25 protein-coding genes are annotated in these 23,010 nt (G+C 67.2%); 14 read left to right on the plus strand and 11 right to left on the minus strand.

Annotated features, from left to right (window positions below; translation table 11 throughout):
- Window positions 1-54: 54 nt before the first annotated feature.
- Both AC5Y4H_RS16925 and AC5Y4H_RS16930 read right to left on the minus strand, forming a co-directional pair.
- Window positions 55-852, minus strand: a complete 798-nt coding sequence (locus AC5Y4H_RS16925; protein WP_499983350.1) for a family 1 encapsulin nanocompartment shell protein — start codon at window positions 850-852, stop codon at window positions 55-57.
- The gene (locus AC5Y4H_RS16930) at window positions 849-1,859 is read right to left on the minus strand and encodes a Dyp-type peroxidase (protein ID WP_499983352.1); all 1,011 of its coding nucleotides are present in this window, start codon (window positions 1,857-1,859) and stop codon (window positions 849-851) included. Before AC5Y4H_RS16930 ends, AC5Y4H_RS16925 begins: the two co-directional genes overlap by 4 nt.
- Window positions 1,860-1,959: 100 nt before the next feature.
- On the opposite strand from AC5Y4H_RS16930, the gene AC5Y4H_RS16935 reads away from it, so the two are divergent.
- Together AC5Y4H_RS16935 and AC5Y4H_RS16940 are read left to right on the plus strand one after the other, a co-directional pair.
- Window positions 1,960-3,267, plus strand: a complete 1,308-nt coding sequence (locus AC5Y4H_RS16935; RefSeq protein WP_499983461.1) for a M18 family aminopeptidase — start codon at window positions 1,960-1,962, stop codon at window positions 3,265-3,267.
- A gap of 14 nt (window positions 3,268-3,281) precedes the next feature.
- A complete protein-coding gene (locus AC5Y4H_RS16940) occupies window positions 3,282-3,629 on the plus strand; it encodes a VOC family protein (protein WP_499983354.1) in 348 nt (115 codons plus the stop codon).
- Between the two features lie 7 nt (window positions 3,630-3,636).
- Here the strand turns inward: AC5Y4H_RS16940 and AC5Y4H_RS16945 are convergent, their stop codons facing one another.
- Window positions 3,637-4,032: a nuclear transport factor 2 family protein gene (locus AC5Y4H_RS16945; RefSeq protein ID WP_499983357.1), complete on the minus strand. Its 396-nt coding sequence runs from the start codon at window positions 4,030-4,032 to the stop codon at window positions 3,637-3,639.
- Between the two features lie 124 nt (window positions 4,033-4,156).
- On the opposite strand from AC5Y4H_RS16945, the gene AC5Y4H_RS16950 reads away from it, so the two are divergent.
- The 6 genes from AC5Y4H_RS16950 to purM all read left to right on the plus strand — a co-directional run bounded on the left by AC5Y4H_RS16950 (window position 4,157) and on the right by purM (window position 11,245).
- Window positions 4,157-4,945: a helix-turn-helix domain-containing protein gene (locus tag AC5Y4H_RS16950; RefSeq protein ID WP_499983359.1), complete on the plus strand. Its 789-nt coding sequence runs from the start codon at window positions 4,157-4,159 to the stop codon at window positions 4,943-4,945.
- A 55-nt stretch (window positions 4,946-5,000) separates the two neighbouring features.
- Entirely contained in the window at window positions 5,001-7,298 is a 2,298-nt protein-coding gene (gene purL, locus AC5Y4H_RS16955) for a phosphoribosylformylglycinamidine synthase subunit PurL (protein WP_499983361.1), read from the plus strand.
- 19 nt (window positions 7,299-7,317) lie between these two features.
- The gene (locus tag AC5Y4H_RS16960) at window positions 7,318-7,947 is read left to right on the plus strand and encodes an Rv0804 family intramembrane glutamic endopeptidase (RefSeq protein ID WP_499983362.1); all 630 of its coding nucleotides are present in this window, start codon (window positions 7,318-7,320) and stop codon (window positions 7,945-7,947) included.
- A 79-nt stretch (window positions 7,948-8,026) separates the two neighbouring features.
- Complete coding sequence (locus tag AC5Y4H_RS16965) at window positions 8,027-8,416, plus strand: sterol carrier family protein (RefSeq protein ID WP_499983364.1); 390 nt, start codon at window positions 8,027-8,029, stop codon at window positions 8,414-8,416.
- A gap of 137 nt (window positions 8,417-8,553) precedes the next feature.
- Window positions 8,554-10,080: an amidophosphoribosyltransferase gene (gene purF / locus AC5Y4H_RS16970; RefSeq protein WP_499983367.1), complete on the plus strand. Its 1,527-nt coding sequence runs from the start codon at window positions 8,554-8,556 to the stop codon at window positions 10,078-10,080.
- A gap of 70 nt (window positions 10,081-10,150) precedes the next feature.
- Entirely contained in the window at window positions 10,151-11,245 is a 1,095-nt protein-coding gene (gene purM, locus AC5Y4H_RS16975; protein WP_499983369.1) for a phosphoribosylformylglycinamidine cyclo-ligase, read from the plus strand.
- A gap of 67 nt (window positions 11,246-11,312) precedes the next feature.
- On the opposite strand, the gene AC5Y4H_RS16980 is transcribed toward purM, so the two are convergent.
- Together AC5Y4H_RS16980 and ygfZ are read right to left on the minus strand one after the other, a co-directional pair.
- Window positions 11,313-11,498, minus strand: coding sequence for a DUF3073 domain-containing protein (locus AC5Y4H_RS16980; RefSeq protein ID WP_499983372.1), 186 nt, complete (start codon window positions 11,496-11,498; stop codon window positions 11,313-11,315).
- Window positions 11,499-11,645: 147 nt separating this feature from the next.
- A complete protein-coding gene (gene ygfZ, locus AC5Y4H_RS16985; RefSeq protein WP_499983375.1) occupies window positions 11,646-12,740 on the minus strand; it encodes a CAF17-like 4Fe-4S cluster assembly/insertion protein YgfZ in 1,095 nt (364 codons plus the stop codon).
- Between the two features lie 95 nt (window positions 12,741-12,835).
- Between ygfZ and AC5Y4H_RS16990 the strand changes: the two genes are divergently transcribed.
- On the plus strand, window positions 12,836-13,705 hold the full coding sequence (locus AC5Y4H_RS16990) for an aminodeoxychorismate lyase (protein ID WP_499983463.1): 870 nt from the start codon (window positions 12,836-12,838) through the stop codon (window positions 13,703-13,705).
- Between the two features lie 251 nt (window positions 13,706-13,956).
- Here the strand turns inward: AC5Y4H_RS16990 and AC5Y4H_RS16995 are convergent, their stop codons facing one another.
- From AC5Y4H_RS16995 to lmeA, 6 genes are all read right to left on the minus strand, one after another.
- Window positions 13,957-14,610 carry a heme-binding beta-barrel domain-containing protein gene (locus AC5Y4H_RS16995; RefSeq protein ID WP_499983376.1) on the minus strand — a complete coding sequence of 218 codons (654 nt, stop codon included), beginning with the start codon at window positions 14,608-14,610 and terminating at the stop codon, window positions 13,957-13,959.
- A 146-nt stretch (window positions 14,611-14,756) separates the two neighbouring features.
- Window positions 14,757-15,059, minus strand: a complete 303-nt coding sequence (locus AC5Y4H_RS17000; RefSeq protein ID WP_007777644.1) for a DUF1416 domain-containing protein — start codon at window positions 15,057-15,059, stop codon at window positions 14,757-14,759.
- 1 nt (window position 15,060) lies between these two features.
- A complete protein-coding gene (locus AC5Y4H_RS17005; protein WP_499983377.1) occupies window positions 15,061-15,894 on the minus strand; it encodes a sulfurtransferase in 834 nt (277 codons plus the stop codon).
- 36 nt (window positions 15,895-15,930) lie between these two features.
- Window positions 15,931-16,401, minus strand: coding sequence for a DUF4395 domain-containing protein (locus AC5Y4H_RS17010; protein ID WP_499983378.1), 471 nt, complete (start codon window positions 16,399-16,401; stop codon window positions 15,931-15,933).
- 222 nt (window positions 16,402-16,623) lie between these two features.
- On the minus strand, window positions 16,624-17,043 hold the full coding sequence (locus AC5Y4H_RS17015; RefSeq protein WP_499983380.1) for a thioredoxin family protein: 420 nt from the start codon (window positions 17,041-17,043) through the stop codon (window positions 16,624-16,626).
- Window positions 17,040-17,852: a mannan chain length control protein LmeA gene (lmeA, locus tag AC5Y4H_RS17020; protein WP_499983466.1), complete on the minus strand. Its 813-nt coding sequence runs from the start codon at window positions 17,850-17,852 to the stop codon at window positions 17,040-17,042. The genes AC5Y4H_RS17015 and lmeA overlap by 4 nt, the downstream gene beginning before the upstream one ends.
- Before the next feature lie 177 nt (window positions 17,853-18,029).
- On the opposite strand from lmeA, the gene AC5Y4H_RS17025 reads away from it, so the two are divergent.
- From AC5Y4H_RS17025 to pstA, 5 genes are all read left to right on the plus strand, one after another.
- Complete coding sequence (locus tag AC5Y4H_RS17025; RefSeq protein WP_499983381.1) at window positions 18,030-18,797, plus strand: winged helix-turn-helix transcriptional regulator; 768 nt, start codon at window positions 18,030-18,032, stop codon at window positions 18,795-18,797.
- Window positions 18,794-19,729, plus strand: a complete 936-nt coding sequence (gene mshD / locus AC5Y4H_RS17030) for a mycothiol synthase (RefSeq protein ID WP_499983382.1) — start codon at window positions 18,794-18,796, stop codon at window positions 19,727-19,729. The genes AC5Y4H_RS17025 and mshD overlap by 4 nt, the downstream gene beginning before the upstream one ends.
- Before the next feature lie 152 nt (window positions 19,730-19,881).
- A complete protein-coding gene (gene pstS, locus AC5Y4H_RS17035; RefSeq protein ID WP_499983383.1) occupies window positions 19,882-21,003 on the plus strand; it encodes a phosphate ABC transporter substrate-binding protein PstS in 1,122 nt (373 codons plus the stop codon).
- A 50-nt stretch (window positions 21,004-21,053) separates the two neighbouring features.
- The gene (gene pstC / locus AC5Y4H_RS17040; RefSeq protein ID WP_499983384.1) at window positions 21,054-22,088 is read left to right on the plus strand and encodes a phosphate ABC transporter permease subunit PstC; all 1,035 of its coding nucleotides are present in this window, start codon (window positions 21,054-21,056) and stop codon (window positions 22,086-22,088) included.
- Window positions 22,085-22,999 (plus strand): phosphate ABC transporter permease PstA, encoded by a 915-nt coding sequence (pstA, locus tag AC5Y4H_RS17045; protein WP_499983386.1) that lies wholly within the window; start codon window positions 22,085-22,087, stop codon window positions 22,997-22,999. The genes pstC and pstA overlap by 4 nt, the downstream gene beginning before the upstream one ends.
- Window positions 23,000-23,010 lie beyond the last annotated feature (11 nt).

A 23,010-nucleotide genomic window follows, 5' to 3' on the forward strand; every position in this document is an offset into this window, starting at 1 on the left:
AGGAGAGAAGTTCAATTGCTCTCCCGATAAGCAATGGCTTGCGGGCAAATATTCCTACGGGTTCAGGGGGACGGACGCCTCGGCGGTGTAGCATAAGAAGGTCAGCGTCTCCTGCAGATACAGCTGCACGGTGTCCGCGTCATGGCTGGTGTACCCGATCGACACGTCGTGCCCGAGCTGCAGATCGAAGTCGCCGCCCCGGGTGGTCAGCACGAACGCCCCGTCGATGGCCGGCGCCCAGATGATGTCGCCGGGAACCAACCGGTCGATGTGCTCGAGGATCGGGTAGCCGTGTTCGGTCGTCTCGCTGACCCGCGTGTAGACATCGGCGGACAGCAGCACCGAGTAGGGGCCGTCGACACCGGCCAGCCGGAGCTCGGAGATCGCCTGCGTGATGACGTCGGGAATCTCACGCGGATCCGCCGGCAGGGTCAGTGACTTGTTCGAGCTGGCCGAGCGGATGCCCTCGATCGATGCCGCGGCGTAGCCCTCGAAAATGGCCCGGTCCTCCACGAACGCCAGTTTCTTGGCGGCTTCCTTGACCGGGTCCCAGTCGGAGTCGTTGGCGCCGCGCTCGACGTTGTCGATCTCGTAACGCGACAGGGTGAACGGAACCCGCAGGCGGACAAGCGGTTTGCTTTCCCGCAGGTGGGCCTCCACGCCGTCGGTGGGTGACGCAACGTTGGCGAGGCGACCGGTGCTCACCGCGGCGGTGGCCGGTCCGCCGGGCTCGCTGACGTCGACGACCCGGCGCCCGGCGATGTGGCGTTTGAAGGTGCGGGTCGCCTCCAATTCGATTTCTTCCCAAGCGGCTTCGGTGACCGGTGCCAGGTCGCGGTAGAGGTTGTTCATGAAGTCGTTCCTTTCAGGCTGCCGATCGAAAGTGAGCCGTTCTGTGCAGCAGGCGTTTCCGCCGGCGGCGCTGCGGGCAGGGGTGGTGGGTCATCGAGAAAGTCGAGGGTGGGGGAGAAGAACAATCCGCCGGTGATGGCCGTGGAGAAGTCGAGGATGCGGTCGGTGTTGCCCGGCGGATCGCCGAGGAACATGTTGCGCAGCATCTGTTCGGTGACCTGGGGCGTGCGCGAATAGCCGATGAAGTACGTGCCGTATTCGCCCTTGCCGAGCTCACCGAACGGCATGTTGTGCCGCACGATTTTCAGTTCGGTGCCGTCGTCGTCAGTGATCACGTTGAGGGCGATGTGGGCGTTGCCCGGCTTGACGTCGTCGTCGAGCTCGATGTCATCGAGCTTGGTGCGGCCGATCACGCGCTCCTGCTCGGTGACCGAGATCGCATTCCATGACGACATGTCGTGCACGTACTTCTGCACGTGCACATAACAAGAGCCGGCGAAATCGGGGTCCTCGTCGCCGATTGCGGTGGCACTGGTGGCCAGGGCGCCGTCGGGGTTCTCGGTGCCGTCGACGAATCCGAGCAAGTCGCGGTTGTCGAAGTAGCGGAAGCCATGCACCTCGTCGACCACGGTGACCGCATTGGCCATCGATTTGAGGATCCGGTCGGCCAGTTCGAAGCAGACATCCAAGCTCTCGGCCCGGATGTGGAACAACAGATCCCCGGGCGTGGCGGGAGCGCTGTGCCGTGGCCCGTTGAGCTCGGGGAACCGATGGAGTTCGGCGGGCCGGGGTCCGGAGAACAGGCGATCCCAGGCGTCGGAGCCGATCGAGGCGATCGCCGACAACCGTTTCTGCGGTTCACGGAAACCGATCGCGCGGACCAGTCCGGGAATGTCGGGCAGCGCGTCGTGAACCGCCGCCTCCCCGCCGTCGTCGATGGTCACCACCAGGAATATCGCCGCGGGAGTCAGCGGCGCGAGGATGGGTTGCGGCTGGACGGGGGGCACGTTGGTGACCCTAGCGTGGCGACGGCGAGCGCCGGAAGCGGCGGGAGCAAGGAGCGCGCAATCCAACCCAGCGTGAACTGCATGACGGCCGACAGCCATGATGTTCAACATGTCCGGCGGGCCTCGAAACCAGGCGAAGTCCTCAGCGAGTGCGCAAGGACTCTGCGATTTCATCGACGCCTCTCCGTCGCCATTTCACGTGTGCGCCACGGTGGCCGCTCGGCTGGTCGCTGCCGGATACACCGAACTGAGCGAGGTTAAACCCTGGCCGTCCGAGCCCGGGCGCTACTTCACGGTGCGGGCGGGCTCGCTGGTCGCCTGGGATTCGCAAGCGCCCGACCGGCCGTTTCGAATCGTGGGGGCGCACAGCGACAGTCCCAATCTCAGGGTCAAGCAGCATCCCGACCGCGTGGTCGCCGGCTGGCGGATGGTGGCACTGCAACCCTATGGCGGCGCGTGGCTCAACTCGTGGCTGGACCGCGATCTGGGCATCAGCGGGCGCCTGTCGGTGCGGGCGGAAGGCGAAGACGGCGGCATCGCACACCGGCTGGTGCGGATCGATGAGCCGATCCTTCGGGTGCCGCAGCTGGCCATCCATCTGGCCGAGGACCGCAAGTCGCTGACGCTGGATCCACAGCGACACGTCAACGCGGTGTGGGGTGTCGGGGACACGACGCGGTCTTTCGTCGATTACGTCGCGGAGCGCGCCGGAGTGGCGGCGACCGACGTGCTGGGCGCCGACCTAATGACCCACGACCTGACTCCCGCCACTGTGGTCGGGGCCGACGCCACCCTGCTGAGCGCGCCTCGGCTGGACAACCAGGCCAGTTGCTATGCGGGGCTGGAGGCACTGCTGGCCGTGGAACGGGCCGCGGCGTATCTGCCCGTGTTGGTGATCTTCGATCACGAGGAGGTCGGATCGTCGTCGGATCACGGCGCACAATCCGATCTGCTGGGCACCGTGCTCGAGCGAATAGTGCTGGCGGCGGGCGGTACCCGCGAGGACTACCTGCGCCGGCTGCCCGCCTCGTTGCTGGCCTCGGCCGACATGGCACACGCCACCCACCCCAACTACCCGGAGCGACACGAGCCCGGCCACCCGATCGCGGTCAACGCCGGGCCGGTGCTCAAGGTGCACCCGAACCTGCGCTACGCCACCGATGGCCGCACCGCCGCGGCGTTCGCGCTGGCCTGCCAACAGGCCGGCGTGGCCTTGCAGCGCTACGAACATCGGGCCGACCTACCGTGCGGATCGACGATCGGACCGTTGACCTCGGCGCGAACGGGCATCCCCACGGTCGACGTCGGCGCCCCGCAGCTGGCGATGCACTCGGCGCGCGAGTTGATGGGCGCGCACGACGTGGCCTCCTATTCGGCCGCGATGCGGGCTTTTCTGTCACCCGGCTGACCTACGATCCGGCCATGACGCTCAACGTAGAAATGGTCACGTTCGACTGCAACGATCCCGCGGGTCTGGCCGGTTGGTGGGCCGAGCAGTTCGGTGGTACGACGCAGGAGCTGCTCGCCGACGAGTTCACCGCGGTGACGTTGGGGGAGGGACCCAAACTCGGATTTCAGAAGGTGCCCGACCCCACCCCCGGGAAGAACCGCGTGCACCTCGACTTCAGCGCCGCCGACGTCGACGGCGAGGTGACGCGGCTGACGGCCGCCGGGGCCAGCGAGGTCGGCCGGCACAGCTTCGGCGACAACTTCCGTTGGGTGGTGCTGGCCGACCCCGAGGGCAACGTTTTCTGCGTTGTCGGGCAGTAACTCGCCCTCAGCCCTGGGCGAGGAAAATCGGGTCGTAGCGGATCACGTTCTCCACGACGATCCCGTCGCGGGTGCGGACCCGGTCGATGCCCCGGATCTCGAACGGTCCGTCCGGGCCGGTGCCGCGACCGACGTAGTGCAAGAACACCAGTTCCTCACCTTCGGCAGCGGCGGGGACGGTAGCGCTGTCGACCACCGCGAGGCGCAGATCCGGTGCGGCCCTGAGCAATTCGGCGATTTTCGCCGTGTATGCCTTGATCCCCTGGACCGGCTCCGGATCGCCGGGCCAGTAACCGACGATGTCCTCGGCGAGGATGTCGAAGCCGCGCGACATGGTGGGTGCGGCCCAGTATGCCGCGAAAACCTCGGCGCTGAACTTGGGGGCGGATTGGACATCCGTCATGGTTCCTCCTCGGATCGGGCGCTCCGGTCGAGCGCGCACAGCAAGCGTGTCGCCGTGCTGTGCGGCCCCGCAATTACCTGCGAGGTCATCGTCGTGAGTGCGCAGACGTGGTTACCGTTGCCTGGTGAGCCACGCGGCGGTTGGTGAGTTGTTGCGCGAATGGCGGACGCGCCGACGGGTGAGTCAACTCGATCTGTCGCTGAGTGTCGGTGTGTCGGCGCGACATCTGAGCTTCATCGAGACGGGACGCTCGCGCCCCAGTCCGGAAATGGTGCTCACTCTGGCCGACGGTCTCGATATACCGCTGCGGGAACGTAACGCGCTGCTACTCGCCGCCGGTTTCGCCTCGCGCTACCAATCGCGCCCTTTGGAGGATGCCGCACTCTCCCCGGCTCGGGACGCGGTGCAGCGCCTGCTCGATGCGCACCATCCCTACCCGGGCATCGTCATCGACCGGTGCTGGAACATCATGGGGACCAACGCGGCAGCCTCCGCGCTGACCGCCGGCCTACCCGACGAGCTGCTGGGCCCGCCGGCCAACGTCTACCGGTTGTGCTTGCACCCCGACGGCCTGGCGGGGCGAACCCTGAATTTCCCGGACTGGGCCGGCTATCTACTGCACCAGTTGCGGCGCACCATCGCGCTCACCGGGGACACGGGATTGGCGGCACTCGACCAGGAGGTACGCGATTACCCAGGGGTCGCGGCCGCGGCCGAAGCGCGGCGCGCGCCCTTAGATAGCTCGTCGCTGCTGATTCCGTTCGTCCTCGACGCCGGTGAGGGTCGACGGTTGTCGATGTTCACGACGTTGACGACGTTCGGGACGCCGCTTGACGTCACGCTCGCCGAACTGACCGTCGAATTGTTCTACCCCGCCGACAACGAAAGCGCAGACCTGCTTCGCGGCGGATAGGTCGCGCCTGGGCGGCGAAAGCGCCTGCACGCCGCCCAGCCCTAGACTGTCTGGCGTGACTGTCTCCGGGACGAGCGCGCGCACCCAGGCCATCGACACCGTCGAGCACGCCGCAACCACTCCCGACGAGCCGCAACCGTTCGCCGAGCTGGGCCTCAAAGACGACGAATACCAGCGGATCCGCGACATCCTCGGCCGCCGCCCGACCGACGCCGAGCTGGCGATGTACTCGGTGATGTGGAGCGAGCACTGCTCCTACAAGTCGTCCAAGGTGCACCTGCGCTATTTCGGCGAGACCACCACCGAAGAGATGCGGGCCGGCATGCTCGCCGGAATCGGCGAGAACGCCGGTGTCGTCGACATCGGCGACGGCTGGGCGGTCACGTTCAAAGTCGAGTCGCACAACCACCCGTCCTACGTCGAGCCCTACCAGGGCGCGGCCACCGGAGTCGGCGGAATCGTCCGCGACATCATGGCGATGGGCGCGCGACCGGTCGCGGTGATGGATCAGCTGAGGTTCGGGGCGGCCGACGCGCCGGACACCCGTCGCGTGGTCGACGGGGTGGTGCGCGGCATCGGCGGTTACGGCAATTCTCTGGGCTTGCCCAACATCGGCGGCGAAACCGTCTTCGATGCCTGTTACGCGGGCAACCCGCTCGTCAACGCCATGTGCGTCGGCGTCTTACGCCAGGAGGACCTGCATCTGGCCTTCGCCTCGGGCGCCGGGAACAAGATCATCCTGTTCGGTGCCCGCACCGGGCTGGACGGCATCGGTGGAGTCTCGGTGCTGGCTTCGGACACCTTCGACAGCGAGGGATCCCGCAAGAAGCTTCCGTCGGTTCAGGTCGGCGACCCGTTCATGGAGAAGGTGCTCATCGAGTGCTGCCTCGAGCTGTACGCCGGCCACCTGGTGGTCGGCATCCAGGACCTGGGCGGCGCCGGATTATCCTGTGCCACTTCGGAATTAGCTTCAGCCGGCGACGGCGGGATGGCGATCCGGCTCGACACCGTTCCGCTGCGCACCACGCAGATGACGCCCGCCGAGATCCTCTGCAGCGAGTCCCAGGAGCGGATGTGCGCCGTGGTGACGCCGGAAAACGTCGACGCCTTCCTGGCGGTGTGCCGCAAGTGGGACGTGCTGGCCACGGTGATCGGCGAGGTCACCGACGGCGACCGGTTGCAGATCACCTGGCACGGCCAGACGGTCGTCGACGTGCCGCCGCGCACGGTCGCCCACGAAGGCCCGATCTATCAGCGCCCGGTCGCCCGGCCCGATTCGCAGGACGCCCTGAACGCCGACAGCTCGACGCGGTTGCCCCGACCGGCCACCGGTGACGAACTGCGCGCCACTTTGCTTGCGCTGCTGGGCAGTCCGCACCTGTGCAGCCGCGCATACATCACCGAGCAGTACGACCGGTACGTGCGCGGCAACACCGTGCTGGCCGAGCACGCCGACGGCGGTGTGCTGCGCGTGGACGAATCCACCGGCCGCGGCATCGCCTTGTCCACCGACGCGTCCGGCCGCTATACGAAGCTGGATCCGTACGCCGGGGCCCAGCTCGCCCTGGCCGAGGCCTACCGCAACGTCGCCGTCACCGGAGCGACCCCGGTCGCGGTGACCAATTGCCTGAATTTCGGGTCGCCGGAAGACCCCGGAGTGATGTGGCAGTTCTCGGAGGCGGTGCGGGGCCTGGCCGACGGCTGTGTGGCCCTGGGGATTCCGGTGACGGGCGGCAACGTCAGCTTCTACAACCAGACGGGCTCAGCGGCGATCCTGCCCACACCGGTGGTCGGGGTACTGGGTGTCATCGATGACGTCGGCCGGCGCATCCCCACCGGCCTGGGCACCGAGCCAGGGGAAACCCTTGTGCTGCTCGGCGATACACGCGACGAGTTCGACGGTTCGACCTGGGCGCAGGTGACCGCCGATCATCTGGGCGGGCTGCCACCCAAGGTCGACCTGGCCCGCGAGAAGCTGCTGGGTGAGGTGCTGCATTCGGCGTCGCGCGACGGGCTGGTGTCTGCGGCCCACGACCTGTCCGAAGGCGGCCTCGCGCAGGCCGTCGTCGAAGCAGCCCTGGCCGGTGAAACCGGTTGTCGCATAGTGCTTCCCGAGGATGCCGACCCGTTCGTGACGTTGTTCTCCGAGTCGGCGGGCCGCGTATTGGTAGCGGTCCCGCGCACCGAGGAAAGCCGCTTCCGGTCGATGTGTGAGGCGCGGGGACTGCCGGCGGTGCGCATCGGCGTCGTCGACCAGGCCTCCGACGCGGTCGAGTTCCAGGGGCTGTTCACGGTTCCGTTGACCGAACTGCGCGAGACGTCCGAGGCGGTGCTGCCCCGGCTCTTCGGATGAGCGTCCGCAGCGAATCCTGATGTCCGCCGGGCGTTTCCGTCGAACCGGCGCTCTGGGTTTGGCCGCCGTGCTGGTGGGCTGGAGCTTCGTGGGCCCGCGGCTGCCGGCCGCGTGGCGAACGGTGTTGCAGGCCGGTGTGGGCGGCCTGCTGGTGTGGGTCACGCGGGCGCCTTTGGGGCTGAGCCCGCCCCGGCTACGGGCCGGCCTGCGATCGGGCTCGCTAGTCGCGTTCCCCGTGGCGGGTGCGGTCGCCGCGACGACCGTGCTGGCTCCGGTGCGCCGATCGATGGCCGACCGCCGGCCACCGGCGACGGCGCCGGATTGGCTGCTGCTGCGGATACCGGTAGGCACCGTGTGGTCGGAAGAGGCCGCCTTTCGGGGAGCGCTGAGCACCGCGGGCTCCGCGGCCTTCGGTGCACGCGGCGGACGGCTGTTGCAGGCCTGCGCTTTTGGCCTGTCGCACATCGCCGATGCGCGCGCGACGGGTGAGCCGGTCGCCACCACCGTGTTGGTCACCGGAATCGCGGGCTGGCTCTTCGGTTGGCTGGCCGACCATTCCGGAAGCCTGGCCGCGCCCATGCTGGCCCATCTGGCCGTCAACGAAGCCGGGGCCATCGCCGTGCTCACCTTGCGGTCGTCGAACCAATGACCGGTCGTCAGGAGGTGTAGTCGCCCGGCCGGCCGCCGCGCCCATGAGCGACGGCCCGCGGGATTTGAGAACCTAGGGTATGGCCTCCCGCGACAAAGCCGATCCGGCGACGACCCGGCAGGCCTTGCTGGCCATCGCGGACTGGCTTCGCGACGAATCCCGTCCGGCGCCCGACCGGAAGGAACTGGCGACGGCCGTGCGGCTGACCGCCCGCACGCTGGCCGCGGTGGCACCCGGGCGAAGCGTGGAGTTGCGCATCCCCCCGTTTGTCGCGGTGCAATGCATCGCCGGGCCCACGCACACGCGGGGCACGCCGCCCAATGTGGTGGAGACGGACCCGCGGACCTGGCTGCTGCTAGCCACCGGGAAGTTGTCGTTCGCCGGGGCGCAGCCCACCGGTGCGCTACGTCTTTCCGGCTCACGAGCCGGTGAGATTGGACACTGCCTACCCCTGTTCGATGTGGGCTGAACATAACCCTGAACTGCAGGTTTAGGTATTTGACGTGGGAATTCGTCACTCAACACGCCAGGCGGATTCGTCGGCTCGGCCACGCTGCCCGTAGACTCCGTTACGTCACCAACCGTTCCCCGGGGAGCTGCCTAATCGTGACCGTCCAAGAACCCGAAGAGGACTTCAGCGCACCCCGTGAAGAATGCGGTGTATTCGGGGTATGGGCCCCGGGCGAGGACGTCGCCAAACTCACCTATTACGGCCTGTACGCGCTGCAGCACCGCGGCCAGGAAGCCGCCGGCATCGCCGTCGCCGACGGCTCCCAGGTGCTGGTCTTCAAGGACCTCGGCCTGGTCAGCCAGGTGTTCGACGAGCAGACGCTGGGTGCCATGCAGGGCCACGTCGCCATCGGCCACTGCCGGTACTCGACCACGGGCGACACGACGTGGGAAAACGCGCAGCCGGTCTTCCGCAACACCGCGGCGGGCACCGGGGTTGCGTTGGGGCACAACGGCAACCTGGTCAACACCGCCGAGCTCGCCGCCCGCGCCCGCGACGAGGGTCTGATCGCCAAGCGCGCCCCGGCGCCGGCCACGACCGACTCGGACATCTTGGGCGCGCTGCTGGCCCACGGCGCGGCGGACGCCACGCTAGAGCAGGCGGCGCTGGAGCTGCTGCCGACCGTGCGCGGCGCATTCTGCCTGACCTTCATGGACGAGAACACTCTGTACGCGTGCCGCGATCCGCATGGGGTACGGCCACTTTCGCTCGGCCGGCTGGACCGTGGCTGGGTGGTGGCCTCCGAAACGGCGGCCCTCGACATCGTCGGCGCGTCGTTCGTGCGCGACATCGAACCCGGTGAATTGCTGGCGATCGACGCCGACGGCGTCCGCTCCACGCGTTTCGCCAATCCCACCCCCAAGGGCTGCGTTTTCGAGTACGTCTACCTGGCGCGACCGGACAGCACGATCGCCGGCCGGTCGGTCCACGCAACCCGGGTCGAGATCGGTCGACGGCTGGCCCGCGAGCGTCCCGTCGAGGCCGACCTGGTCATCGGCGTGCCCGAGTCGGGAACGCCGGCCGCCGTCGGATACGCGCAGGAGTCGGGCATTCCCTATGGCCAGGGGCTGATGAAGAACGCCTACGTCGGGCGCACCTTCATCCAGCCGTCGCAGACCATCCGCCAGCTCGGTATCCGGCTGAAGCTCAACCCGCTTCGCGAGGTGATCCGGGGTAAGCGACTGATCGTTGTCGACGACTCGATCGTGCGCGGGAACACCCAGCGCGCACTGCTGCGGATGCTGCGCGAGGCCGGCGCCGTCGAAGTGCACGTGCGGATCGCCTCGCCCCCGGTCAAATGGCCCTGCTTCTACGGCATCGACTTCCCGTCACCGGCGGAACTGATCGCCAACGCGGTCGAGGACAAAAAAGAGATGCTCGAGGCCGTGCGACATGCCATCGGCGCGGACTCGCTGGGCTACATCTCGCTGCGCGGCCTGATCGCGGCGTCCGAGCAGCCCGCGTCGCGGCTGTGTACCGCCTGCTTCGACGGCCAGTATCCGATCGAACTGCCCGGCGAAACCGCGTTGGGCAAGAACGTCATCGAGCACATGCTCGCCAATGCCGCCCGCGGCGCCGGCCTCGACGACCTCGCGGCCGATGAAGTGCCGGTCGTGCACTGAGGACCTCGGTTGCCGGCCATCGCCGACGTTTGATCCCGGCCGTCGGCGCCGCCCGGTAGCCTTTATCGCGATGACGGATCCCGGAAAGAGCCCCGGACGCCACCAAGGCAGTCAGGGCATCACCTACGCTTCGGCCGGGGTGGACATTGAGGCCGGCGATCGCGCCGTCGAACTGTTCAAGCCGCTGGCGACAAAAGCTACGCGACCCGAGGTTCTGGGCGGCCTGGGCGGATTCGCCGGCTTGTTCGCGCTGCGCGGCGACTACCGCGAGCCACTGCTCGCGGCGTCCACCGATGGCGTCGGCACGAAACTGGCGGTCGCCCAGGCGATGGACAAACACGACACCGTTGGGCTGGACCTGGTCGCGATGGTGGTCGACGACCTGGTGGTGTGTGGCGCCGAGCCGCTGTTCCTGCAGGACTACATCGCGGTGGGCCGCACGGTGCCGGAACGCTTGAGCGCCATCGTCAGTGGCATCGCCGAGGGGTGTGTGCGCGCCGGTTGCGCGCTGCTGGGCGGCGAAACGGCAGAACACCCCGGGCTGATGGAACCGGACCACTACGACATCTCGGCCACCGGGATCGGTGTTGTCGAGGCCGACGACGTGCTGGGCCCCGACCGGGTCAAACCCGGTGACGTCATCATCGCGATGGGTTCGTCGGGTCTGCATTCCAACGGATATTCGCTGGCGCGCACGGTGCTGCTCGAGATCGACCGGATGAACCTCGAGGGCTACGTGGAGGAATTCGGCCGCACCCTGGGCGAAGAACTGCTCGAACCCACCCGCATCTACGCCAAGGACTGCCTGGCGCTCGCGGCCGAAACCCACGTACGCACCTTCTGCCACGTCACCGGCGGCGGGCTGGCCGGCAATCTGCAACGCGTCATCCCGCATGGACTGGTCGCCGAAATGGACCGCGGCACCTGGACGCCCGCGCCGGTGTTCGCCATGATCGCCCAGCGCGGCCGGGTGACGCGCGAGGAGATGGAGAAGACGTTCAACATGGGGGTCGGCATGATCGCCATCGTGGCTCCCGAAGACACCGACCGCGCACTGGCCATCCTGACCGCACGGCACTTGGACTGCTGGGTGCTGGGGACCGTCGGCAAAGGCGGAAAAGAGGGCCCGCGGGCAAAGATGGTCGGCCTACACCCGAGGTTCTAAGAAGGTCGGACTCCGGCATAACCAGCGCGGCGCCGGTGCGCTGGGCATCGGCGCCGGGGCGTTTATCCTATCGCCGCCAGTTGTCCTGGTCGTCCCAGGATTCGTCGGATCCGTCGCTGTCCAGTTCATTGGATTCGTCCGAATCCGAACCTGACAGCTCGCGCTGAAGCCGCTGGAAGTCGGTCTGCGGAGAACTGTATTTGAGTTCTCGAGCAACCTTGGTCTGCTTTGCCTTAGCCCGGCCGCGGCCCATGGGGGAACCCCCTCGCGCAATAACGGAGCGGCCTAACGAGTAGGCGGCTCCGATCTCCTGGTGTCATATTGTCCTGCCGACCACTTTACCGTGCCCCGCCACCGGACGTTGGCGCGCCCTACTCGCTGTGGCGGACGTTACCGTTCATTATCCCGCACCGCCCCGCAACCGTTCAACAGCTAACCGCCCGGCCCCGATCTGTTCGGTTTCAGGCAGGGAATCGACATCGATCACCGCAGCTACCGAGGCCCCTGGTCCCGTCGCCAACTTCGTATCGGCGGGCAGCCCGCGCTTGAGCAGCGCCAGCGCTATGGGCCCGAGATCCACGTGGTCGGCGACGGTGCCGAGGCGCCCGACTGTGCGGCCGCCGGCCAGCACCGGATCACCGGTCGATGGCCGGTCCACGGACCCGTCGAGGTGCAGCAGCACCAACATCCGGGGTGGCCTGCCCAGGTTATGCACCCGTGCGACGGTCTCCTGCCCGCGATAGCAACCTTTGTCCAGATGGACGGCTCCGGCACCGGGACCACCGATCCATCCCACCTCGTGCGGAATAGTGCGCTCGTCGGTGTCGACGCCGAGCCGGGGCCGCACGGCCGCGACCCGGTGGGCCTCGTAGGCCCAGACACCGCTGGGCCGAACTCCGGCCTGCGCCAAGCGATTTCGCCAGTCGGCCGCCGCGGCGCGCGGAACTAGCAGGTCCAGCTCGATCCGGCCGTCCCGGGTGCCTGGCATTCGCCGCACGAATCCGTCGCCCGCGGGAATCGCGGTGAACTCGGCGGGCAGCGCGTCCACCCCGAGCGCGTCGAGAACCGGCTGATCCGCCAGTTTCGGGCCGAGCAACGACAGGACGGCCAGATCGCCTTCGGCCGGGGTGACCTCGGACCAGAACACCATCTTGCGCAGGTAGCCCAGCAGCGGCTCCGCCCGCCACGGTTCGGTGTCGAGGTAGGTTGTGCCGCCCAGCTCGGTCTGGACCCAGTGATCCTCGACGCGGCCCTGGCCGTCGAGGCTGAGGTTTTGCGTGCTGGCGCCGTCGGGGAGGTCACTGACGAATTGCGTCGAAATGCTGTGCAACCAGGTCTGCCGGTCGTTTCCGGTCAGGGTGAGCACTCCGCGGTGCGAGCGGTCGACGAATATCGCGTCGGTGTCGGCCGCGCGCTGTTCGCCCAGCGGATCGCCGTAATGCCAGACGGCACCGGCGTCGGGTCCGGTCTCGGGTGCGGGAACGGGGCGGGTCACAGGTCAACTCTACGGACGCGGCGATCTGCCTCGCGACCGTGCGGGCGGCCGCACAGTCGCGGCTAGGCTTACCGTCCATGGCCGGTCAGTCGGGTGTGATTGTCACGCTGGACGGCGAAATGCACTCGCCGGATGCGCCCCTGTTATACGCCGACGACCTGGCAGCGGTCCGTGGTGACGGTGTCTTCGAGACGCTGCTGGTCCGCGACGGCAGGGCCTGTCTTATCGAGCCGCATCTGCAGCGGCTGGCCCAGTCGGCCGCCTTGACCGACCTGCCCCAGCCCGATCTGCCGCGGTGGCGAAGCGCGATCGAGGTGGCGACCGGGCACTGGTGCGCAAAAAATGCCGACGAGGGCGCGATGCGGTTGATCTACAGCCGCGGTCGCGAGGGCGGTTCGGTGCCGACGGCCTATGTCATGGTCAACCCCGTGCCCGACCGGGTGACGGCGGTCCGGCGCGGCGGGCTCGCGGCGATCACGCTCGACCGCGGGTTGCCCGCCAACGGAGTTGACGCGATGCCATGGCTGCTGGCCGGCGCCAAGACCCTCTCCTACGCGATCAATATGGCGGCCCTGCGCCATGCCGCCCGTGAGGACGCCGGTGACGTGATCTTCGTCAGCACGGACGGCTACATCCTGGAAGGCCCGCGCTCAACGGTGGTGATCGCCGCCGGCTCTGAGACGCCGGACGGCGCTCCGTGCCTGCTGACACCGCCGCCGTGGTACCCGATCCTGCGCGGCACCACCCAGCAGGCCCTGTTCGAGGTGGCCAGGGATAAGGGCTATGACTGCGACTACCGGGCCCTGCGCGTCGCGGATCTTAATGCCGCCCAGGGTGTTTGGCTGATCTCCAGCATGACCTTGGCCGCCCGCGTCCATACCCTTGATGGCCGTCCGCTGCAGCCGTCGCCGATGGCGGCCGACTTCGCCGAGCTGATCGACGCCGCCATCGTCAGCGATCGCTGAGCGCTGAATTCTGTTGTCGGCTGGCCGATTCGTCGGTACGGTCGGTCGTACACAAGAAGGGAGGTGGTCCGCGAAATTGATAGCTTCATGGACATGTGAGGTGGCTGCGCGCTAGCAGCAGTGGCTCGGAAGAGCTGGCGTCACAACCGCGCTAGCGAATTCCCCGCAGCCACCCGGCCCTCGAGCTTCCGGTTTTTGTCCGACCAGGAATACGGCTCGGGGGCCGCTCCATATCTGGAGGCGGGGCGCTTCTAGCCGACGAAGCGCGACAGCCGCGCCGAGAGATGTGGCACCAGACCGCCGTCGGCGTCCACCCGCTCCTCGACGTAGGCCAGGTCGCCGCCCTCGACGATGCCGTAGAGGCGTTTGGCGCCGCCGACCAGTACGCCCGACCTGCTGCGGGCCAGCGCGTCGGTGACCAGCTCCCAGGACGACTGGGTCAGGGGGCGGCCGTAGAACAGTTCGACGTAGCCCGCCGAATGGGCCAACAGCAGTTCGATCGCGTTGGATTCGCCGGGGTCGTCGGGATCGGTGACGAATCGCCAGAAACCGGTCTCGCGCAGGCCGCGTTCTTCGTAGTCGCCCGTCTCGTTGAGCCGCCAGGAGCGGGCTTCCCAGTTCAGGTAGTCGCCGCCGTCGTGCGAGACAACGATCTGCTGGCCGAACCGGTAGTCGCCGTCGTGTCCACGGCCTTCGCCTTCGCCCCGCCACACGCCGACCAGCGGCAGCAACGCAAGCAGGGCATCGCTCAGATTGGCGCCTTCGCGCAGGTTCGCGGTGTCGGCGGGCAGGGGCAGATCATCGTAGGACGGGATATTGCGGCCGGCTGTCAGCTTCGCGCGCTCAGCGGCGGCGGCCACCGCCCGGTCGCCGGAACCGGAACTCAACGGTTCGTCGCCAGTCACGACTCGTCGGTGATCAGTCGATAGAGGGTGTACAGGGCGAACCATGAAATCACCACGACCGCCACAACCAGCATGATCTCGAAGAACAGCACCACGGGGACAAGTCTATTCGCCCCGCGGCATCCCCGTCGGGGACGGCCGGCGGGTCAGGCGATCTTGACGTCGACCTCGTGGATGCCCGCACCGGACGGCGCCACCACGGCGTCACCGTTGCCGGCCTTCGACAGGGCACGCAGGGTCCAGGATCCCGGGGCGGCGAAGAACCGGAAGTCACCGGTAGCCGACGCCACCACCTCGGCCGTGAACTCGTCGGAGGAGTCCAGCAAGCGGACGAACGCGCCACCCACCGCCTGACCTTCGCCGTCCACTACGCGCCCGGTGATCACGGTTTCCTTCTCCAGGTCGACGCTGGCGGGCAACGTCAGTCCTTGTTTCGGTGCAGAGCACATATCAGCTTCCCAACTCGATCGGGGCACCCACCAGGGAGCCGTATTCCGTCCAACTGCCGTCGTAGTTCTTCACATTCCGATGCCCGAGCAATTCATAAAGAACGAACCACGTGTGCGACGACCGCTCGCCGATGCGGCAGTAGGCGATCGTTTCCTTACTGCCGTCCAGGCCGGCGCCGGCGTAGAGGCTGGCCAGCTCTTCATCGGATTTGAAGGTGCCGTCCTCATTCGCGGCCTTGCTCCAGGGCACGTTGATGGCGCCGGGGATGTGACCGGGCCGCTGGCTTTGCTCCTGCGGCAGGTGCGCCGGCGCCAGGATCTTGCCGGAGAACTCGTCGGGGGAGCGCACGTCAACCAGGTTTTTGACGTTGATGGCCGCGATGACGTCGTCACGAAACGCCCGGATGCTGTTGTCCGGCGCGGCGGCGGTGTACGACGTCGCCGGCCTGCTGACGGTGCCGCTGGACAGCGCTCGGCCGTCGAGCTCCCATTTCTTGCGGCCGCCGTCGAGCAGCTTGACCTTGTCGTGGCCGTACAGCTTGAAGTACCAGTAGGCGTACGCGGCGAACCAGTTGTTGTTCCCGCCGTAGAGGATCACGGTGTCGTCGTTGGAGATGCCCCGCTCGCTGAGCAATTTGGAGAACTGCTGGGCGTCGACGAAGTCGCGTTTGACTGGGTCCTGCAAATCGGAGCGCCAGTCCAGCTTGATGGCGCCGGGGAGGTGACCGGCGTCGTAAGCGCTGGTGTCTTCGTCGACTTCGACGAAGACGACGCCTGGGGCGTCGAGATTGCTCTCAGCCCAGTCGGTGGAGACCAGGACGTCGGAGCGTGCCATGGAGTGGATCCTTTCAATCGCTTTTGTTACAGCAGGTCAGGTGGGACGCGCGGTGCGCCGGAAACGGGCCACCAGCGGGTAGAGCTGGCAGCCCAGGCAGATGCCGAAGGCCGCGTTGAGAAACGCGGCCGCCAGTGCGGCCGCGGCGGCGATGACACCGAACAGAACGGAGCCGGTTGCGAACCCGACCGTTCCCAGCACCGCGAAGATCAGGCCGACGAGTTGGGCGAACTTCAGCGGCGCAGTCGGCTCCCGATCAAGCACCGGGCCCAGCCGCGGCGCGACGACGCTCGCAAAGATTCGGCCGTACGGATGCTTGCGCGGCCCGCCGACCGCGCCGCTGGCGAAAACTACGGCCTGGACGGCCAGAATGGCGGCGGCGGCCAGCGGATTCACCGCCGACACGATCAGCGCCAGCACCAAGACTGCGGTGGTGACCCAGGCGGCGAACCGCGGTCCGCGCATGTCGACCAGGTCGGGCTGCGTGGTGGTGGTGTTGCTTGGCAAGGACTACTCCTCGATAGCTCTGTTGCTGACGGAAACGACGAATGGAGACGTGCCACGGTCTAGATTCCGGGCCGCTCCGAGTGCTACGCGAATGCGCGGCTACTCAGCAGCAACAGCAACAACAACAGCCCGCGGTGCGGCGCAGCTCAACTGCGCGACGCTGGGTGAGCATGGGCTCGAGGCGGGCTGACACGTCGGTCAGCTTACCTAATGACACCGTGGTCAAGCCAACAGCGGTTTCAGCGCGGACCGCAGGTCGGTGGCGTTGGGCACTCCGGACGTTCGGTATCGCTGCCTGCCTTCGACGTCGAAGATCAACGTGGTGGGCAGGGACAGTACCGAATATCGGCGCGCGGTCTCGGGGTTTGCGTCCAGGTCGACCTCGACGTGAGCCACCTCGCTGAGGTCGTCGCAGACCTGCTCGACGACGCGGCGGACCCGGTCGCACGGCCCGCACCACGGCGCGCTGAAATGCACGACTGTCGGCCCGCTGCGGGAAAGCCCCAGGGCCGTGATGTCGGCGCCGGTGTCCTGATCCGGCCTCGAATCGATTTCCCGGACTCGTCCGGAGCGCCGGGTCACCAACCACCCGGCAAGGGTTGCCACGACAAGCACCGCGACGGTCACGAGAATGACGGTCATGACTGTTTGAACCCCTCGAGGGTCACGGTTACTCCATGGGTGATGCCCTCGATGATGACGTCGGATCCCCGGGCTCCCTCGGTGGTCGGCGCGACGCCGAAAGGCAGTCGCTGGTTGGGCAGCCTTCCGCTGAAGGCATGCAGCACAGCGTTTTGTTTGTCCGCGGGAACCGTCTGGTTGGCGGTGTCCGATCCGGTGAGGACGCCGGTCGGGGTGAACACCAGTGTCGCCGGGTCGTCCGGGGCGATGGAGAGGTCGACCGAGACGCTGACTTTGCGATCGAAGCCTGCCGATTTCGGTGTCCCGGTGAACACCAGCCCGTGGCTGTCCGAGATACCCGACGCGGTGACGCCGCCGGTGGAGGTGTTGGTTTCCTTGGCCGGTGCCTCGACCATCAGGTCGCTGATGCCCATGAACCGCCCCAGGTGCGTCGAGTCGATGATGATCCGGCTCTCCAGCTTGCCCACCGCGAGCTTCGCGTCCGGGCTGATCAGCCATGACGCGTGAGCTAGGTCGACCGAGTACATCGTGGCTTCCAGCGTGGCCTTGCCGGTCATCGCGTGGTCGACAGCGTTGGCCTTGATTTCCACCTGGCTGTAGTTGCCGCGCATCGCCTGCGGAATGAACGGAAACGCCACGATGGCCACGAACGGGTCGGTGCCCAGCTTCGTCGCTTTGCGGACGCTGGACGACAGCCGGTACTCGGCATAAATGCTGGTCCCGTAATCGAAGCCGATGGCCCCCACGGCGACCACCGCAACCAGAATCGCGGCCGCAGTCACAGCAACCAGCACCTTGCGCACCCGCATATTGTGGCGTAACACCTCGGGGCGGGTCGCCGCCGGATGTCTGGTGGTGGGGCTCACACTGGCTCGTCTGCCACGCGAAAAAACCAGGTGACACGTTATCGTTACATGACCTGGTAACTAACGCTTAATGGCGTTGTGAATTTGGGAGATGCCGTTCCCCCGAGCTGGAGGGGCTAGTTGGAGCTACTACTGCTGACCTCGGAGCTTCATCCCGACCCGGTCTTGCCGTCGTTGTCCCTGCTTCCGCATACCGTCCGGACGGCGCCGCCCGAACCCTCTTCGTTGCTCGAGGCCGGGACCGCTGATGCGGTGATCGTCGACGCGCGCACCGACCTGTCGGCGGCGCGCGGGCTTTGCCGTCTGTTGAGCACCGCCGGCCGGTCGGGACCCGTGCTGGCCGTGGTGAGCGAGGGCGGGCTGGTGGCTGTCAGCTCGGACTGGGGTTTGGACGAAATCTTGCTGCCCACGACCGGGCCCGCCGAGATCGACGCGCGGCTGCGGCTGGTGATCGGCCGCCGCGGCGGACTCGCGGACCAAGAGAGTGCCGGCAAGGTCAGCCTGGGCGAGTTGGTGATCGACGAAGGCACCTACACCGCCCGGCTGCGGGGCCGCCCGCTGGACCTCACCTACAAGGAATTCGAGTTGCTCAAATACCTGGCCCAGCATGCCGGGCGGGTGTTCACGCGCGCGCAACTGCTGCACGAGGTGTGGGGATACGACTTCTTCGGCGGCACCCGCACCGTCGACGTGCACGTGCGCAGGCTGCGGGCCAAACTCGGTCCCGAGTACGAGGCGCTGATCGGCACCGTACGCAACGTGGGTTACAAGGCCGTCCGCCCTGCGCGCGGCCGCACACCGGTCGCCGAGACCGACGACGCCGACGGGTCCGAATCCGAATCGCAGGACGCCCAAGACCCATTGGTCGATCCCTTGCACACGCAGTGACGTCGGCCGACTGGCGCCGGACGCTGACCGACGAAGAGCAGCGGGGCGTACGCGAACTCATCAGTGCGGCAACCGAATTCGATGGAGTAGCCCCCGTCGGCGAGCAGGTGCTCCGCGAGCTCGGGCACGACCGCACCGAACATCTGCTGATCACGAATCCCGCGTCGACCGGCGACGCGATCGTCGGTTACCTCAACCTGAGCCCGCCCCGCGACGGCGAGACCGGCATGGCCGAACTCGTCGTACATCCGCGCGAGCGTCGGCGTGGCATCGGGTCCACACTGGCACGAGCCGCGTTAGCCAAAACCGGTGCGGGCAATCGGTTTTGGGCCCATGGCACGCTGGAGCCGGCCCGCGCGACCGCGTCCGCTCTGGGCCTGACCCCAGTGCGGGAACTGATGCAGATGCGACGTTCGCTGCGCGATCTGCCCGACACCGTGCCGGCGGTGCGCGGGGTGAAATTCCGCACCTACGCGGGCGCCGCCGACGACGCCGAGCTGCTGCGGATCAACAACGCCGCGTTTGCCTACCATCCCGAACAGGGCGGCTGGACGGACTGCGAGCTGGCGGAGCGCCGCAACGAACCGTGGTTCGACCCGGCGGGCCTGTTCCTGGCGTTCGAACACTCCGGCAGCGGTCAGTCCGGGCGGTTGTTGGGCTTCCACTGGACAAAGGTGCACCTCGACCGGCCGGGTCTGGGCGAGGTCTATGTGTTGGGCGTCGATCCCTCGGCGCAGGGCCGCGGCCTCGGGCAGGCGCTGACCGCTGTCGGCATCGACTGGCTGGGGCGTCGCCTGGCCGATGACCCAGACCCCACCGTGATGCTCTACGTCGAGTCCGACAACGTGGCCGCGGTGCGCACCTATGCGCGCTTGGGGTTTACCGTCCACAGCGTCGACACCGCATACGCGGTCGTTCCCGCGGCCAACTGACCGCGGGTACGAGCGTCATCAACCTGAATCGTTAATCTGGTCCTGGCCACGGCTGCGGGCGGCGCCGGTGCATATTTTCGCCGGCACTTGGCAACCTCACATGAGAGATGGCCAGCGGCGCTGCGTCAGGAACATGTCAGGAAGCGGGATAGGTGAGGCTCGACAGGCAGAGACGGGCGCTGGCCGCCGTGGCGTTGGTGGCGGCGCTCGTCGCCGGAGCACTGACCGGCTGCGGTAGCGATGAGAACCGCCGCGGGACCGCGGGGCCCGGCTCCGGCGTGACCGGGACGGCCGGATGCGGTGGCAAGAACAAGCTGACGGCGGAAGGCTCGACCGCACAAGAGAACGCGATCACGGTGTTCAACCAGGTGTGGGGCCAGTACTGCCCGGGAAAGGGCTTGGCCTATAACCCAACTGGATCCGGCGCCGGGCGCGAGCAGTTCATCGCCGGACATGTCGATTTCGCGGGCGCGGACTCCCCCTTGGTCGCCGACCAGATCGGGCCCGCCGCCAAACGCTGCGACGGAAACCCGGCGTGGGACCTGCCGTTGGTTTTCGGCCCCATCGGGATCGTCTACAACCTGCCCGGAAATCCGGACCTGGTGGTCAACAGTGACGCGCTGGCCAAGATCTTCACCGGCAGGATCACCGCCTGGAACGACCCGATCCTGGCGGCACTGAATCCGGGCATGCCGCTGCCTGCCGGCAAAATCACCCCGATCTATCGGACCGACTCGTCGGGAACCACCGACAACGTTCAGAAATATTTGACCGCGGCCGCGCCCCAAAGCTGGTCCAAGGGAGTCGGGACGGAGTTTCAGGGCGGTGTCGGCGAGGGCGCCGCGAAGTCGGCCGGCGTGATCCAAGCGGTGCGGGCCACCCCGGGCGCCATCGGATACGTCGAGAAGGGCTTCGCCGACCAGGCCCACATGCCCTACGCCAAAATCGCCACCCGCGGCGGCGTCATTCCGCTGACCAACGACACGGCCGGAAACGCCGTCAACGCGGCCAAATTTTTGGCCGAAGGCGATGATCTGGTGCTCGACCTCAATGCCATGTACGGCTCTGAGGATCCGGGCGTTTACCCGCTGATGCTGGTCACCTACGAGATCGTGTGCTCAAAGGGTTATGACGACCAGACCTCAGCGGCCGTCCGATCGTTCCTTGCCGTGTCCGCCAGTAGCGCGCAGGGCGAACTCTCGAAGGCCGGGTACGTGCCGCTGCCCGATAAGGTCAGGGAACGACTGGTTACGGCCATCAATGCGATGCAGTAATTCGGTACATCGGGTTCAAGGAGTGACAGCAGACCTGTGACGGGATCACCGTGACAACGCCGAATCCCATCGACGCGGGTTCGGGTGCGGTTGTCGCCGCGCCGTTTCCGGAGAGGCAGGCCACACCCACCAGCCCCTGGGGACAGGGCCGTCCGCATGTGGCGGACCGGATTTTCGGCCGGCTCGCGCAATCCTCTGGCGTGGTCATCATCGTGGTCATCGCCGCGATAGCGGCGTTCCTGCTCGGACGTGCGATACCGGCGCTGCACCGGAATCGCGAGAACTTCTTCAGCTACGGCGGTGTATGGGTCACCACGGATACCTCGGCGATGCACTTCGGCATCGCCAGCCTGGTGCCGGTCACCGTGTTCGTGTCGTTGTTCGCGCTGGTCCTGGCCATGCCGGTCGCGCTGGGCGTGGCCATTTTCATCACGCAATATGCGCCGCGGCGGGTCGCTACGCCCCTGGCCTACTCGGTTGATCTGCTGGCCGCGGTGCCCTCGATCATCTACGGAGCATGGGGACTGTACGTGCTGGCGCCCCAGCTGAGGCCCGTCGCCACCTGGCTCAATCGCTCGCTGGGCTGGTGTTTTCTGTTCGCCAACGGCAATGCGTCGCCCGCCGGCGGGGGAACCATCTTCACCGGCGGCGTCGTCCTGGCGGTGATGGTCCTGCCGATCATCACCGCGGTCACCCGCGAAGTGTTCGTCCAGACGCCACAGGACCAGATCGAGGCCCTGCTCGCCCTGGGTGCCACCCGCTGGGAAGTGGTCAAGACGGTCACGCTGCCGTTCGGGCGGTCGGGCTATATCAGCGGATCAATGCTGGGGCTGGGTCGCGCCCTGGGTGAAACGGTGGCGCTGCTGATCATTCTGCGGGGTACCCAGTCAGCGTTCGGGTGGTCGCTGTTCGACGGCGGCTCGACCTTCGCGACCAAGATCGCTGGTGCCGCGGCCGAATTCGATGACCGATACAAGGCCGGCGCGTACATCGCCGCGGGCCTGACGCTCTTCGTGCTCACCTTCCTGGTCGACGCCCTGGCGAGGGGCGCCGTCGCGGGGGCGGGGCGAAGGGGGCCCCGATGACCTCGATGTTGGACCGGCCGCTCAAGCCGCGGACGTTCTCGCCGGTCAGCTGGCGCCGGCGTACCACGAATTATGTTGCGGGCCTGCTGGTTTCATTGTCTCTGCTGGTCGCGGTGACGCCGTTGGTGATGGTGTTGTGGTCGGTGGCCGTCAAGGGCTTCAAGGCGGTCGCATCAACCGTCTGGTGGACGCACTCGCAAGCGGGGATGACGGCGTTCGTGACCGGGGGTGGCGCCTACCACGCGCTGGTCGGCACCGTGCTGCAGGGGGTGGTATGCGCCGTGATCTCCGTCCCTCTGGGGTTGATGGTCGCGATCTACCTGGTCGAGTACGGCGGCGGCACCGCGCTGGGGAGGCTGGCGTCGTTCATGGTGGACATCCTCAGTGGTGTGCCGTCAATCGTTGCGGCGCTGTTCATCTACGCGTTGTGCGTGGCGCTGCTGGGACTTCCCCGGTCGCAGTTCGCGGTATCGCTGGCGCTGGTCTTGCTGATGCTCCCGGTGATCGTGCGCGCCACCGAGGAGATGCTGCGAATCGTCCCGGTGGATCTTCGCGAGGCCAGCTACGCCCTGGGCATCACCAAGTGGAAAACCATTGCCCGGGTAGTCATTCCCACCGGACTGTCCGGCATCGTGACCGGGATACTGCTGGCGATGGCCAGAGTGATGGGCGAGACGGCCCCGCTGCTGATCCTTATCGGTTACGCGCAATCGATGAACTTCGATATCTTCAGCGGGTTCATGGGGACGCTGCCTGGCATGATGTTCAACCAGACGACGGCGGGCGCGAGCCTCAACCCCATCCCCACGGATCGGTTGTGGGGTGCCGCCCTAACCCTCATCCTGGTGATCGCCATCATCAACATCGCGGCCCGGGTGATAGCACGATTTCTGGGCACCAGGAAGTCATAGGCAGGAGCACT

This window comes from Mycobacterium sp. NGS58, from assembly GCF_059812385.1.